The 14559-nt window shown below is 44.9% G+C and carries 13 protein-coding genes; 5 read left to right on the top strand and 8 right to left on the bottom strand.

Going from position 1 to position 14559, the window contains the following annotated elements:
- Positions 1-243 precede the first annotated feature (243 nt).
- Complete coding sequence (locus L3V35_RS17495) at positions 244-1716, top strand: aminoacyl-histidine dipeptidase (protein ID WP_237300342.1); 1473 nt, start codon at positions 244-246, stop codon at positions 1714-1716.
- 167 nt (positions 1717-1883) lie between these two features.
- Here L3V35_RS17495 and L3V35_RS17490 read toward each other — a convergent pair whose 3' ends face one another.
- Positions 1884-2423 (bottom strand): DUF3332 family protein, encoded by a 540-nt coding sequence (locus L3V35_RS17490; protein ID WP_065205066.1) that lies wholly within the window; start codon positions 2421-2423, stop codon positions 1884-1886.
- Positions 2424-2694: 271 nt separating this feature from the next.
- Between L3V35_RS17490 and L3V35_RS17485 the strand changes: the two genes are divergently transcribed.
- Positions 2695-3741, top strand: coding sequence for a succinylglutamate desuccinylase/aspartoacylase family protein (locus tag L3V35_RS17485; RefSeq protein ID WP_004734415.1), 1047 nt, complete (start codon positions 2695-2697; stop codon positions 3739-3741).
- Positions 3742-3935: 194 nt separating this feature from the next.
- On the opposite strand, the gene L3V35_RS17480 is transcribed toward L3V35_RS17485, so the two are convergent.
- Positions 3936-4253 (bottom strand): DUF3622 domain-containing protein, encoded by a 318-nt coding sequence (locus tag L3V35_RS17480; RefSeq protein WP_004734416.1) that lies wholly within the window; start codon positions 4251-4253, stop codon positions 3936-3938.
- 354 nt (positions 4254-4607) lie between these two features.
- Here L3V35_RS17480 and L3V35_RS17475 point away from each other — a divergent pair, with 354 nt between their 5' ends.
- Positions 4608-5618 (top strand): adenosine deaminase, encoded by a 1011-nt coding sequence (locus L3V35_RS17475; RefSeq protein WP_237300341.1) that lies wholly within the window; start codon positions 4608-4610, stop codon positions 5616-5618.
- A 91-nt stretch (positions 5619-5709) separates the two neighbouring features.
- On the opposite strand, the gene L3V35_RS17470 is transcribed toward L3V35_RS17475, so the two are convergent.
- A complete protein-coding gene (locus L3V35_RS17470; protein WP_237300340.1) occupies positions 5710-6894 on the bottom strand; it encodes an NnrS family protein in 1185 nt (394 codons plus the stop codon).
- Between the two features lie 308 nt (positions 6895-7202).
- Here L3V35_RS17470 and L3V35_RS17465 point away from each other — a divergent pair, with 308 nt between their 5' ends.
- Positions 7203-7757 carry a gamma-glutamylcyclotransferase family protein gene (locus tag L3V35_RS17465; protein ID WP_017080053.1) on the top strand — a complete coding sequence of 185 codons (555 nt, stop codon included), beginning with the start codon at positions 7203-7205 and terminating at the stop codon, positions 7755-7757.
- Positions 7758-7871: 114 nt separating this feature from the next.
- Here L3V35_RS17465 and L3V35_RS17460 read toward each other — a convergent pair whose 3' ends face one another.
- On the bottom strand, positions 7872-8204 hold the full coding sequence (locus L3V35_RS17460) for a tRNA-binding protein (protein WP_004734420.1): 333 nt from the start codon (positions 8202-8204) through the stop codon (positions 7872-7874).
- Positions 8205-8401: 197 nt separating this feature from the next.
- On the opposite strand from L3V35_RS17460, the gene L3V35_RS17455 reads away from it, so the two are divergent.
- Positions 8402-9400, top strand: a complete 999-nt coding sequence (locus L3V35_RS17455; RefSeq protein ID WP_114633937.1) for a substrate-binding domain-containing protein — start codon at positions 8402-8404, stop codon at positions 9398-9400.
- Between the two features lie 219 nt (positions 9401-9619).
- Here L3V35_RS17455 and galM read toward each other — a convergent pair whose 3' ends face one another.
- The 4 genes from galM to galE all read right to left on the bottom strand — a co-directional run bounded on the left by galM (position 9620) and on the right by galE (position 14498).
- Positions 9620-10699 (bottom strand): galactose-1-epimerase, encoded by a 1080-nt coding sequence (gene galM / locus L3V35_RS17450; RefSeq protein ID WP_237300339.1) that lies wholly within the window; start codon positions 10697-10699, stop codon positions 9620-9622.
- 111 nt (positions 10700-10810) lie between these two features.
- Entirely contained in the window at positions 10811-11971 is a 1161-nt protein-coding gene (galK, locus tag L3V35_RS17445; protein WP_237300338.1) for a galactokinase, read from the bottom strand.
- Between the two features lie 224 nt (positions 11972-12195).
- Positions 12196-13251: a UDP-glucose--hexose-1-phosphate uridylyltransferase gene (locus L3V35_RS17440; RefSeq protein ID WP_237300337.1), complete on the bottom strand. Its 1056-nt coding sequence runs from the start codon at positions 13249-13251 to the stop codon at positions 12196-12198.
- Positions 13252-13478: 227 nt separating this feature from the next.
- Positions 13479-14498: a UDP-glucose 4-epimerase GalE gene (gene galE, locus L3V35_RS17435; protein ID WP_237300336.1), complete on the bottom strand. Its 1020-nt coding sequence runs from the start codon at positions 14496-14498 to the stop codon at positions 13479-13481.
- Positions 14499-14559 lie beyond the last annotated feature (61 nt).

The raw sequence follows: 14559 nt of genomic DNA, 5'->3' as shown, positions 1-14559 counted from the left end.
CACAAAAGAATTAAACAAACGTTTGCTTGCGCCATTTATAAGCATCAAGTCTCTTAATTATGATCAGATGGACAAGATCGCTTTCAAAATTTGAGGTATTTGAGGTTTATAACCGCTACTCGTCAAAACGCTCAAGTGGTATGCTGTTGCCATCAAAACAGACCCATATTTTAGATTTTTATTCTAAGTTTTTACCTATAGAAATCCTAAATATATGGTTATCAAATAAAAAAGGAGTCATCCGTGTCTGAATTCCATTCTGAGATCAGTAAATTGTCCCCTGCCCCTATTTGGCAGTTTTTCGATAAAATTTGTTCAATCCCGCACCCTTCGAAACATGAAGAGGAGCTTGCTCAATACATTATTGCGTGGGCAACAGAGCAAGGCCTAGATGTACGTCGCGACCCAACGGGCAACGTATTCATCAAAAAGCCAGCAACGCCGGGTATGGAAAACAAAAAAGGTGTCGTGCTACAAGCTCACATCGATATGGTTCCACAAAAGAACGAAGACACTGATCACGACTTTACAAAAGATCCAATCCAGCCATACATCGATGGCGAATGGGTTACAGCAAAAGGCACAACGCTTGGTGCTGATAACGGCATGGGCATGGCTTCTTGCCTAGCGGTTCTTGCTTCAAACGAAATCCAACACGGCCCTATCGAAGTTCTACTCACTGTAGATGAAGAAGCAGGCATGACTGGTGCGTTTGGTCTTGAAGCAGGTTGGTTAGAAGGCGATATCCTTCTTAATACTGACTCAGAGCAAGAAGGTGAAGTGTACATGGGTTGTGCTGGCGGTATCGACGGCGCAATGACATTTGAAATTGCACGTAACGCAATTCCAGCTGACTTCGTAACACGCAAGCTAACGCTAAAAGGCCTAAAAGGCGGTCACTCTGGTTGTGACATTCACACTGGTCGTGCAAACGCAAACAAACTGATTGCTCGCTTCCTAGCCGGTCACGCAAAAGAACTAGACCTTCGCATCGTAGAATTCAAAGGTGGTAGCCTTCGTAATGCGATCCCTCGTGAAGGTTTCGTAACGGTTGCGGTTCCTGCTGTAAACCAAGAAAAACTGGCTTCGCTATACAACTACTACACAGAGCTGCTTTCAACAGAGCTAGGTAAAGTAGAAGACAGCATCGTGACCTTCAACGAAGAAGCTTCAGTTGAAATGGGCACACTAGCATCAGCAGACCAAGCTCGCTTTATCGCGGCACTTAACGCATGTCCAAACGGCGTGATTCGTATGAGTGACGAGATTGAAGGTGTTGTTGAAACGTCTCTAAACGTAGGTGTTATCACAACGGAAGAAGATTCAATCACAGTACTTTGCTTGATCCGTTCTCTTATCGACTCTGGTCGTAGCCAAGTAGAAAGTATGCTTCACTCTGTTGCTGAACTAGCAGGCGCTAACATCGCGTTCTCTGGTGCTTACCCAGGTTGGAAACCAGACGCAGATTCAGAGATCATGCATATCTTCCGCGACATGTACGAAGGCATCTACGGTCACAAGCCAAACATTATGGTTATCCATGCTGGCCTTGAGTGTGGTCTGTTCAAAGAACCTTACCCGAACATGGATATGGTTTCTTTCGGCCCAACGATCAAGTTCCCACACTCTCCTGATGAGAAAGTGAAGATCGATACTGTTGAATTGTTCTGGAACCAAATGGTTGCATTACTAGCAGCCATTCCAGAAAAAGTATAAATCGATTAGCTATGTGTTTTTCAGTAAATGGTGTTTCCAATAAATGGGCTCTTCAATAAATAGCACTTTTCAGTAAACACCGTTTATTAAGAACAAAATAAAACAGGTACTCAATGAGTACCTGTTTTTGTATCTAATCTTTGTCACTGCTACTTGTGACTAAATAATTAAGCGCGTGAAGCCGCGTAGCTTTCTAGCTCATCAATTGAAGTTTGTGCCACGACTTCGCCGTCGATGAAGTACGTCACCATCTCGCCATCACGAACACCGATTAACGTCGCACGCTCACCAGACTGGTAAGTGATGTCCATTTGGATAGTGTTTTCGTCGATCTGCTGCATTTGACCTTTCTCAATCATATCGGCACTCGTGATCGGGCCTACTGGTGCTTCAGTCAGTGACTTATCAAGCTGATCGTTGATATCAAGGTAAGTATCAGTCTTAGTATCAAAGATGTGCGGAGCACCTGTTAGTGGGTTGCTACCCGTCCAGAACTCTAGTGAGTTAAATACTAGGTAATCGGCAGCAACCGTTAGACCGTACGCAGGTGCAAGTAGTATGTTCAAACCACCACGAGCGTAGCGGTTGTCAACAGCCTTGATGTTGAACTTCATTAGGTAACCCGTTACTGCGTTGCTACCCACACAGCCAGATAGAGCAACAGATACCACCGCTAGTGCTACAACTTTTGAAATTGTTTTTTTCATTTTGATCTCGATATTTGAATTTGGCCGCCAAAAAATGGCGATGGATAATACCAACCAACCGAACAATAAATATCAGCGTTAAATCAATGTATTGTCAGGAAATTCACAATTCTAAACCCCTTCTAACTAGCCAAATCAAAAACAGAAACCAATTAAGAACCCCCTCCATAAAAAAGTTTTGTCGTCACCGTAAAGCGATTGATTCGTACTAAAAATCAACGATTGATACATTCCGTGTTAACGAATTATCACCATGTTGAGAACAACCTAAATGGCAAGACTAAAACCTAATCAACCATTCGAATTACTTGGTTATACTGTTCAGCCAGGACAGAGAATGGAGATTGAACTGCAAGCGGCTCAGCTTTACACGCATTCTCCACTTTCGATCCCGATTGAAATTATTCATGGTCGTCAAGCGGGCCCAACACTGATGGTAAACGCGGCGATCCACGGAGATGAATTAAACGGTGTAGAGATTGCACGACAACTGACCAATGCGATTGATCCAAAGAAACTGAAAGGAACACTACTTGTTGTGCCTATCGTTAACGTATTTGGTTTTATCCATAAGTCTCGTTACCTACCAGACCGTCGTGACCTGAACCGTTGCTTCCCAGGAAGTGAAAAAGGATCACTGACATCACGCATCGCTCACACCTTCTTTGAGAACGTAGCGAAGCACTGTGATTACATTCTGGATCTTCACACAGGTGCGATTCACCGTACTAACTTGCCACAGATCCGTGCAAACCTGTCGAACCCTGAAACACTGCGCATCGCAAAAGCGTTCGCAACACCCGTGATCATAGATTCTCCACTGCGTGACGGTTCACTGCGCAGCGAAGCGGAAAAACTGGGTATTCCTGTATTAACTTACGAAGGTGGTGAAGCGCTGCGTTTTGATCACCTAGCGATTCGTGCGGGTTACCTTGGCGTGCATCAAGTGATGAAAGAAATCGGTATGCTACGCCCTAACCGTAAGAAGTTACCAGAGCCAGTATTAAGCAAATCGACCAGTTGGATCCGCGCTGAATCAGACGGCATTTTGCGTAATATGGTAAGGCTTGGCGAACAAGTTGAAGCTGGACAAACCCTGGCTTACATCAGTTCTCCATTGGGTCACCAAGAAGGCCAAGTAATCACCACTAAAGGCGGTATCGTGATTGGTCAACAAACTCTACCGTTGGTAAACGAAGGTGACGCGGTATTCCACATTGCTTACTTCAAGCAAGATGATGATGAAGTGGGACAGTCTGTAGAGAGTTACATTGAAGAAGTCGCGGAAGACGATTGGCTGACAGCACTAAACAACTAAGGACCGAATTCGGGTAATTAGTGAATCAGATACGTAGCCACCAGCCATGAGTGGTTACGTGCTCCAGACTAATACGCCACAAATGAAAAAGCCCCGATAAACTTTTAACTAGAAAGAGAAAAGCTATATCGGGGCTTTTTTTACTTGTCCCTTATCTTAAAATTAAGGGACCTGTAAATTAATTGTGCACTGGATTACTCAGCGTCTTCTTGCTCTTCTTCACGAGCTTTTGCGCGTGCTTCACGTGCTTGCTCAGCTTTAAGCTCTTTAGTGTGACGTAGTTCGTCACGCTCTTTACGCTGCTCTGATTTACGCTCGTTACGTTCAGCTTGGTTTGAGATGAAAGATGCTAGCTCTTTCTCTGCCCACTCTTGTGCTAGAGCTTCAGTTTCGAAACCAGACTCACGCTTAGATACTGTTGTGCTGCGAGACGTTACTTGACGAGTAATCTCTGCACACCAACCGTTGCGTTTTTCTGTAAGGCGGATATCAAATTTTTTGTTCTTAGACATGTTCTATTTTTTCCTAAGGGAGATCATTAAGGGATCGGTCACTTTGATAACTCCATCTAAGTGAGCATCTTTTAACACCATCCCTTGGTAAGCGCGGTATTAGAGCACAAATCAATGAATATTGCTGCAAATATTTGCAGCGGATCACACTCCATTGCTGCAAATCGTTTGCGCCGGATTTCAATGGGTTCGTAACTCTCGATTCATCATCAACTTCTGTGCAGTTTTATCGACAACAATGAAATGAACTATGCTCAAACAGAGATAAATGAAAGAGATAACCTGCAGGCTCAGGTTTACAGACTCTACTGTCTCGCCTACTCCGCCCATAATTAAAATAGCTAAGGAGTTGCTATGGATAGCTTCATCAAACATTTACCCAAGGTTGAGCTGCATTTACATATTGAAGGCACGCTAGAACCTGAGCTGATGTTCCAACTGGCCAAGCGCAATAACGTGTCGATTCCCTTTGATAACCCAGACCAAGTAAGAGACGCGTACCAATTCCACAATCTTCAGTCTTTTCTCGATATCTATTATCAAGGCGCAAACGTACTGATTCATGAACAGGATTTCTATGACCTGACTTGGGCTTATCTACTCAAGTGCCAACAAGATAATGTGGTTCATACTGAGATCTTTTTTGACCCTCAAACCCACACCGAACGTGGCATTGCCTTTGAAGTCATCATAAGTGGGATTACTCAAGCTTTGAATCAAGCCGAGCAAGAACTAGGGATCAGCAGCCAACTGATCATGTGCTTTCTGCGCCATCTTGATGAAGAGAGTGCTTTTGAAACACTAAAACAAGCGCTTCCCTTCAAAGACAAAATTATAGGTGTCGGACTTGATTCATCAGAGCAAGGCAACCCACCAGAGAAGTTTAAACACGTATTTCAAGAGGCCATCAATCAAGGGTTCTTGGCCGTTGCACATGCCGGAGAAGAAGGGCCAGCACAAAACATTATCGATGCATTAAGTCTGTTAGGCATTACTCGTATTGATCATGGCGTTCGCTGTATCGACGATGACGCGCTAATGGAAAAGTTAGCCGCGAAGCGTATCCCTTTGACCGTTTGCCCGTTGTCGAATACAAAGCTCAAGGTCTTCGACACCATGCAAGAGCACAACATCGTCGAGTTGCTGAGAAAAGGGTTGTGCGTCACCATCAATTCCGATGATCCGGCTTACTTCGGCGGCTATATGAATGATAACTTCCTCGCCGTCGCCAATGCTCATCCACTGACTAAAAACGAATTAGCGCAATTCAGTATTAATGCTGTCGAAGCGAGTTTCATCTCGCCTCACGCCAAAGAAGATCTCATTGCACAAGTGCGCCAATATCTTGCCGAGAATACTCACTAAGAGAATAGACCTTTGAGAATGGAGCTTTGCTGCGATCAAAAAAGGGAAGCTCAGTGCTTCCCTTTCAAAATGGGCTCGAAAATCAATACGCTTACCCCGGATGACCATCCACTCTTGGCGTTAAAAGCATCATACCGAACTTCCAGATAAACAACCCAAATGCTAACGTCCATAAACCCGCGCTGATGTTCACCATCTCAAATAAATACGATGGGAAGAATGTCACACCTACGCTGCGAACCAAAGCCGCGATAAAAATAGCCGAGAACGCTAAAGCCATACTTGGCCCTTTATAGATAGCACGCCCCGTGTGCCCCATTGTCACGCGCGTAATCATCGCAAGAATTAATCCACTCAAACCGCCAATCGCAAACAAGTGCAGCATGTTGTGGCTCGCGAACGGGTTGTCTAATAAACCACGTAGCAGCAAGCTTAAAGGAATACATAGGTAAGCTGCATGCAGCGACCACACCAAGGGTTCAGATAACGTAGTCCAAGGCTTCCAGCGGATAAAGCGCACCAACTGAGTCACACCTGCAAATACCATCAACTCATTGCCAACTTGAGCAAAGGTCAATGGGAAGAAGCTCAATACAAATAAACCAACCAAAGGTAGATTCGCTAACCATTCTAACCAAACGAGTGGCTGTGCTTTTTCAAAATCAAAACGACGCGCCGTAAAGAATGGAATCACTCGTCCACCCATTACAGACAATAACAACGTAAACCACCACAACATCGCTTGCCAAACTGCAGACGATGGAAATGGAGGCATACCCTTAATAGTTGCGTAACTAGCAAAGTTCGCCACGATAGCCAATATAAACAGCGGTACAAAGAATAGATTCTTCCAGCCTTTCGATTTAACGACTCGGAAACCAATTTCGTAAGCGGCAAAGATCAAGAACAACGCCTCAACCGATGAGATCAGCCATAACGGTGCGGGGGTCCAAAACAGAATACGAGGTGCTAACCACAAACCAACCAGTGCGGCTAATCGATAGTGTTTGGTTCCATTGACACCCGTCCACGTTTGCACCGCTGTTAACACAAAACCGACCACAATCGCCATGGCAAAGCCAAACAGCATTTCATGTACGTGCCACCAAAGCGCCGGTACTTTTAGCATTTCTGGCTGACCGTTTTGGAACATGATGACCCAAGCCACAATCGCGATCACAGCATAGAGACTGCCTAAAAAGAAGAAAGGTCTAAAACCTAATCGAAGATATGCAGGAATCGCATCTTCTACACTTTTATCTGTGATATTTAACAAACTCGTTCCTCACTTCAGATAACAAGCCAAGAGTGGCTTCTGGGAATTGCTATTTCATAGTCAAATTCATGATGCAGTAATCATCACTGCAATATTACCTAACGTAATGCATGAAACGCGCCAAAGGTATAAAGCCAATAAAAACAATCAACAAGGAGTCTTTAGGCTTCAAAAAAGTGTCAATTAAACACACCCCATAAAAGTCATTTAGACTCATGAGTGTGTAAAATAAAAAACTACTGACATTTGATGAAGCCAAACATATAGTAAGACTAGTCTCAAATACAAAAGAACAGACAGGGAACGCGATGTATATTTTTGGTTATGGTAGCTTGATCAACTCCTCTTCTCGTCAACTCACAGGTCAAACAGGACAAGCGATTCCTGCAATAGTGCATGGCCTAGTTCGTCACTGGAGTAAGATCGATGACAGCTATGTTTTGTCTCCTTTGATCGTCAATCTCGGTGAGGGACAAGTGAATGGAGTTTTACTTGAGGTGGATGATATTGCGCTGACTGAGTTTGATCGCCGTGAGCGTGGTTATCACCGAATCGAATTAAAGGCCTCTCAGATAGAAAGCCAAAATGAGTTTAAACAGGATCAATCGATCTGGGTTTACATCAAAGACGAGATTGAAGCACCTTGCGAAAACAGCCCTATCGTTCAAACCTATGTCGATACGGTATTAGCAGGATGTTTAGAAGTGTCTGAAAGCTTTGCGGCGCACTTTGTTCAACACACACAAGGTTGGCATCACCCATTAGAAAATGATCGCCACCAGCCTAAATACGGCAATCTTGCTGGGGTTTCAGATCACCACCACAGTGTGATTGATGGCTTGATACTGACTGTTCGAAGCTAGTTGATGTACGTTATTAATGGATGTACATAGTTAATTGATCTACACAGTTAATTAATCTAAATCGCCAGTTAATCTAGGTTGGTGAGCTGGATCGCTCTCCAACCTAAAACGATCTTAAACGACACGAATACCTGCAGGCATCGCACGTTCCGGTGTCAGCAATACACTTTCAGATTCATCTTCAGTTTCGGCACATAACAACATGCACTCAGAAGTGTGGCCTCTCATCTTCGCCTTCGCTAGATTGCACAAAACAACAACCTGCTTACCCATCAACTCTTCTTCGGTGTAGTAAGGTACTAGGCTAGTCACCGTTTGTAGCGTTTTCTCACCGATATCCACTTGCACGATGTAAAGCTTGTCTGCGTTTTCATGACGCACAACTTCAATGATCTTACCCACACGCATTTCTAACTTAGCAAAGTCACCATAAGAGACAGTATCCATTTCTCACTTCCTATATTGATTTATTTTCACTCATTAAATCATTTACTAAAATTAAGTAAAATGTAAATGTTTACACTAGCATTAAGCCTAATAATTACAAGCGGTAAAGATCTCATTACTGGAAGTAAAATGAGAGTTTCGTTGCCTTGCACTCATTGTCGGTGTTAAATAGATGCAGCAATGTATAGAGGTTAAAAATGGCAACAATTAAAGATGTCGCAAGGGAAGCTGGTGTTTCTGTTGCAACCGTATCTCGAGTCGTAAATAAGTCTCCGAAGGCAAGTGCGAACTCAATTGAATCCGTCACCAAAGCGATGTCAAAACTCGGCTATCGCCCGAATGCCAATGCTCGCGCGCTGGTAAGCCAGAGCACCAATACCGTCGGTGTGTTGGTTGGTGATATCTCCGATCCTTTTTTTGGCACGCTGGTTAAGGCTGTCGATAATGTCGCTCGTGAGAACGGAAAGCATATCCTCGTCGGTAATGGCTCACACGATCGTGAAGAAGAAAGACAAGCGATTGAGTTACTGATCAATAGCCGTTGCGACGCCTTAGTGATCCACTCAAAAGGCCTGACAGACGAAGAACTGATTGCCTATGCAAAAGAAGTCAAAGGCTTAGTGCTGATCAATCGCTATATTGCTGAGATTGCCAACCGTTGTATTTTCTTGGACAACAAGAAAGGCGCGTATCTTGCGACTGAATATCTGATCCGTCATGGTCATAAAAATATTGCCTGTATCGCTTCATCGCACAGCATTGAAGATGCCGATGAGCGTGTACAAGGTTACTTGTCAGCACTCTCGGATTACAAAATAGCGTTATCTGACAGCTATATTGAGTACTCAGCTCCCACCAGTGAAGGGGGTGAATACGCCATGACCAACCTTTTGACTAAATCACTGCCAATCACAGGCATTGTTGCGTACAACGATTACATGGCGGCAGGTGCTTTGTCTGTCTTAGATGAGAACGGTATTCAAGCGCCGGACAAAATGTCGATCATCGGCTTCGATGATGGCTTGATTGCACGCTATATTCATCCAAAGCTAACCACCATTCGCTACCCGATTCAGATGATGGCAGAGAAAGCGACACGACTCGCGTTGCACTTAGCCAAAGGTGAAAACACCTCAACGGAGCCAATGATGTTCTCTCCGACTTTGGTGCGCCGTAATTCGGTAGAGAAAATCTAAGCTCTGGTCAACTCACCAAACAACAAACAAAAAAAAGCCCTAACAGAATCGCTTCTGTTAGGGCTTTCCTACCTTACTCTGATACCCAACAATCGCGCTTAATAAATCACACACTCGTTGAGCGCCACTTTTGCTCATCCCCCAAGAACAACGCTATAACTCACATCGTTCTATTCACAAACAAAAGCAATTGGCGTAACCGTTTTGAGCTAGAGCGTACTAGTTTGAAGAATCCCCCGAAAATTCAAACTGGTAACAGGTACGGTAGTTATATTCTTGTTCAGGCTTGAGAATACAACTGTCCTGCTTCCACTCTGGGTGGTTAGGAGAGTCAGGTAAGAACTGGGTTTCTAACGCCAAACCAGCGTAGTCTTCATAGCTGCCACCACTTCGGTTTGGTGTACCACCAAGCCAGTTTCCGGTGTATAGCTGCATTGCAGGTTTGGTTGAAAATACTTTTAGTGAGACTAGCGCGTCCGGTGACGTTACGGTCGCAGCGCATTGAGTGCGCTTGCAGCCGTCAGCTAATAAGAAAGAGTGGTCGTAACCCTTTGCTGCTTTCTGCTGTTCATCACCCAACAAACGCTCTGAGATCATCATAGGCTGATTGAAGTCGAAGCTGGTCGATTTCACCGATTTAAGATTGCCTAATGGAATACCTACCGAGTTGGTCGGTAAGAACTGATTGGCGTTGATGCTCACAATGTGTGACAAACAATCGTGGCCGGCTTCTGCACCAAGTAAATTGAAGTACGCATGATTCGTTAGGTTGACTACGGTCGGCTTGTCTGTGGTTGCAGAGTAATTAATGGAAACTCGATTGTCTTCGGTGATGTCATAACGCACCGACACATTCAAATTCCCCGGGAATCCTTGGTCGCCATCAGCAGACTCAAGAGTAAACATCACTGACGTTTCGGTTTGCTCGGCAATATTCCAACGACGTTTATCAAAACCGTTCGGACCACCATGTAAAGTATTGCCCGCTTGGTTGGTTTCCAGCTTGTAGTTTTGACCATCAATTTTGAAACGACCATTGGCTATGCGGTTAGCATAACGACCAACAGTTGTACCCATATAGCTGGCTTGTTTATCGAAGTTCTCCATTGAGTTAACACCCAACAAAACCTCTCTTTTATTTCCCTTTACTGGCAGGATACAGCTCAACCATGTTGCACCAATGTCCATGAATGTCACTTCCATGCCACGCGTATTTGATAGCGTCACTAACTGAGCGGGTTGGCCATCATAGGCTGGAGTTTGTGTCATGGATTGATGCAGGTTTTGCTCTTGTGTCATTCTAAATTCCTTCTAGTGCCAGTAAAAAGCCTCTACCTGAAATAAAGGCTTTAGCATTTGGCCTACCATGATCTTTTCACTTGGTAAGCTCTATATTAAGTCTCGAAGCCGTTAGATTACTTCAACTAAGCCTGCTCCGTCTTTCGCTTGGCACACATAAATAGATTCTTTTAGACCCGTCGCCGCTTGATATTTCTGTTCAACGGTTGTTTTAATTTCATCAACCAATGCAGGTGGAACCAATGCCACAATACAACCACCGAAACCACCGCCAGTCATACGCACGCCACCTTGGTCACCGATCACGTGTTTTACCAGCTCAACTAAGGTGTCGACTTCTTTGACTGTAATTTCAAAATCATCACGCATTGACGCATGTGATTCAGCCATCAATTCGCCCATGCGTTTCATGTCATGAGTACGCAGAGCTTGAGCCGCTTCAACGGTACGGTCATTTTCAGTGATCACGTGACGGGCACGTTTCGCGACCATGTCATCCAACTCAGACTCTTTCGCTTTGAACTGTTCAATAGTCACATCACGAAGTGCAGGAACACCAAAGATGCGCGCCGCTTCTTCACACTGTTCACGACGCGTATTGTATTCGCTGTCGACCAAGCCGCGTTTCTTGTTCGAGTTGATGATAACCACAGCCATATCTTCTGGCATAGAAACCGCTTGAGTCTCTAGGCTACGACAATCCAAAAGCATCGCATGATTTGCACGACCTTCAGCTGAGATCATTTGGTCCATGATGCCGCAGTTACAGCCTACAAATTCGTTTTCCGCTTGCTGACCATTCAATGCAACTTCAGCTTGGCTGATCTCTAGGTTGTAAAGCACCTTGAATGTCTGACCGATGACCACTTCCAGTGCCGCAGAAGAACTTAAACCTGCACCTTGAGGCACGTTGCCCGTTACAGAGATGTCTGCACCTGTAAATTCAAAACCACGACCTTTTAAGCACTTCACCACACCACGAATGTAGTTAGCCCACATCTTATCTTGTTGGAATGTGATCTCTTGAGTTAAGTCGAACTCATCCACTGCATTTCCGTAGTCCACTGATACTACGCGCACGATGTTGTCGTCACGCTTAGCCGCTGCCACTACCGTTTGGTAGTTAATGGCACACGGTAGAACAAAACCATCGTTGTAGTCAGTGTGCTCGCCGATCAGGTTCACACGGCCTGGCGCTTGGATAATATGAGTCGCTTGGTAACCAAGGACTTGCTCAAAAGATGCTTTCACGTTTTGGATTAGATCAGACATAAGTAAACTCTCTGCTTAAACTCTTTAATCAATTGGTTATGGCCCCTTTACGGCACCACTTTAATTCTTTTAGATTCCCTACCTCGTTCGTCTCTCACGGTAGGGAATGACAACATCGGCTTCTCACCTGCCGTCATTCCAGAATCGAGGGACGAGATATCAGGAATCTCGCTTTTTTATTTAGTAACCGAGTTATCGATTAGTTTTACTATCAACGAAACAGGCTATTTCTGCTCTTTGTAATGAACGTCACTCAAATCACGCAAACGCTGCGCCGCTTGTTCTGCGGTTAAATCACGCTGAGACTCAGCCAACATTTCGTAGCCGACCATGAATTTACGAACCGAAGCACTGCGCAACAGTGGCGGGTAGAACAACGCATGTAGCTGCCAATGGTCGATGTCAGTACCTTCTTCGAAGAACGGCGCATAGTGCCAGCCCATTGAGTAAGGGAATGAGCATTGGAACAAGTTGTCGTAACGGCTCGTCAGCTTCTTAATCGCAAGCGCTAAATCATCACGCTGCTCGTCAGTCAGTTCACTCATACGGCGGATGTGTGTTTTTGGCAGCAACATGGTTTCAAATGGCCACGCTGCCCAGTAAGGCACCACAGCAATCCAATGTTCGGTTTCAACCACAGTACGAGAGCTGTCTTTCATTTCAGCTTCAACGTAATCCACTAAAAGATTAGAACCTTGTTGTTCGAAGTACTCTTTTAACAGTTTCTCTTTGCGTTCAATTTCGTTGGGTAAAAAGCTGTTTGCCCAGATTTGACCGTGTGGGTGTGGCTGAGAGCAGCCCATGGTCTCACCTTTGTTTTCAAACGCTTGAACCCACAGGTAGTCTTTACCTAGCTCTTCAATCTGTTCATTCCAGGTATCGATAACACCACGGATCTTGTTTACCGGAAGCTCCGGCAGCGTTTTGCTGTGGTCCGGAGAAAAACAGATCACACGGCTCAACCCACGTACACCTTGAGTCTTGAATAGAGGGTTATCAGACTCTGGAGCATCAGGTGAGTCAGGCATCAACGCCGCGAAATCATTACTGAATACATAAGTGCCGTCGTAATCTGGGTTTTCATCGCCCGAAATACGCGTATTGGTTGGGCACAAGAAACACTCTTTCTCATACGCAGGAAGCTGCGCAGTCGATGGTTTTTCATCTTGGCCACTCCAAGGACGCTTTGCTCGGTGCGGTGATACCAAGATCCACTGACCCGTTAATGGGTTATAACGACGGTGCGGATGGTCTACTGGGTTAAATTCAACTTTTGACATGTTTAGATTGCTCTCAAATTTTGTGTCTTGGTCAATTAACCAAGATGAATAATTCTTCTACAAGGAGATTCCCTATCACGCTCGTTCCTCGCTGTAGGGAATGACGTTCAGAAATCGTAGTTTTAAAATTCGTCATTCCAGAATCGAGGGACGAGATATCTGGAATCTCTCTTCATCTGTATTCTCCAAAGAAATTGGAGTTGCAGCTAACAACGCTGCGGCTTCAATTACGAAGGGGAATAGCCGTTCGGGTTATTCGACTGCCAATTCCACGTATCCGCTGTCATCTCCATCACGCTACGCGTCGCCTTCCAGCCAAGTTCGCGCTCTGCTTTTTCAGTGCTTGCCCAACATTCAGCAATATCACCAGCGCGGCGTGGGCAAAGTTCATAAGGAACTGGCTTACCCGATGCTTGTGCGAAGGCTTCAACCATCTCGAGTACGCTTGAGCCTTTGCCCGTGCCTAGGTTGTAAATGTGTAAACCCGCCTTCTCGCCAACCGCTTTCAATGCGGCTACGTGTCCGTCCGCTAAATCCATAACATGAATATAGTCGCGAACGCCTGTGCCATCGACTGTTGGGTAATCGTTTCCAAAAACAGCCAATTTGTCGCGACGACCTACCGCTACTTGAGCAATAAACGGCATTAAATTATTTGGAATACCTTGTGGGTCTTCACCCATGGTGCCTGATGAATGGGCGCCAACTGGGTTGAAGTAACGCAGTAATGTCACACTCCAATCGTTCTCAGCGTTGAACAAATCACTCAAACATTCTTCGACCATGTACTTACTGCGACCATAAGGATTAGTTGTTTCACCCGTTGGAGAGCTTTCAGTAATTGGCACCACTTCTGGATCACCGTAAACGGTAGCCGAAGAGCTAAATACAATGCTCTTCACACCCGCTATCTTCATGCTGCGAGCTAACACCAATGATCCATTGACGTTGTTATCGTAGTACTCCAAAGGCTTAGACACCGACTCCCCAACCGCTTTCAGGCCAGCAAAGTGAATCACAGCTTGGATATCGTTTTCTGAAAAAACGCTATCTAGAAAAGATTGATCACGAATGTCGCCAAGATAAAAAGTTGGTCGCTTACCGGTCAGTGATTCGATTCGCTCCAGTACTAGCTCTTTGCTGTTGCAAAGGTTATCAACAATGATTGGCTCCATACCCGCCTGTATCATTTGAATACATGTATGACTTCCGATGTAACCCATGCCGCCCGTAACCAGTACTTTCACAATCAACCTCTCTTTGTCGTCATTCTTGGACTAACTCGAACTGACATTCAGCTCAGTAGCA

The organism is Vibrio sp. L5-1 (assembly GCF_021728315.1).
Taxonomy (GTDB): domain Bacteria; phylum Pseudomonadota; class Gammaproteobacteria; order Enterobacterales; family Vibrionaceae; genus Vibrio; species Vibrio splendidus_K.
This window is presented reverse-complemented; position numbering and strand designations above follow the sequence as displayed.

Bases quoted from the DNA above. Each gene is read 5' to 3' on its own strand.
- L3V35_RS17475 (WP_237300341.1), top strand. From the start codon at position 4,608: ATGGATAGCTTCATCAAACATTTACCCAAGGTTGAGCTGCATTTACAT.
- galM (WP_237300339.1), bottom strand. From the start codon at position 10,699: ATGACACAAGAGCAAAACCTGCATCAATCCATGACACAAACTCCAGCC.
- L3V35_RS17440 (WP_237300337.1), bottom strand. From the start codon at position 13,251: ATGTCAAAAGTTGAATTTAACCCAGTAGACCATCCGCACCGTCGTTAT.
- L3V35_RS17485 (WP_004734415.1), top strand. From the start codon at position 2,695: ATGGCAAGACTAAAACCTAATCAACCATTCGAATTACTTGGTTATACT.
- L3V35_RS17465 (WP_017080053.1), top strand. From the start codon at position 7,203: ATGTATATTTTTGGTTATGGTAGCTTGATCAACTCCTCTTCTCGTCAA.
- L3V35_RS17455 (WP_114633937.1), top strand. From the start codon at position 8,402: ATGGCAACAATTAAAGATGTCGCAAGGGAAGCTGGTGTTTCTGTTGCA.
- L3V35_RS17460 (WP_004734420.1), bottom strand. From the start codon at position 8,204: ATGGATACTGTCTCTTATGGTGACTTTGCTAAGTTAGAAATGCGTGTG.
- L3V35_RS17480 (WP_004734416.1), bottom strand. From the start codon at position 4,253: ATGTCTAAGAACAAAAAATTTGATATCCGCCTTACAGAAAAACGCAAC.
- galK (WP_237300338.1), bottom strand. From the start codon at position 11,971: ATGTCTGATCTAATCCAAAACGTGAAAGCATCTTTTGAGCAAGTCCTT.
- L3V35_RS17490 (WP_065205066.1), bottom strand. From the start codon at position 2,423: ATGAAAAAAACAATTTCAAAAGTTGTAGCACTAGCGGTGGTATCTGTT.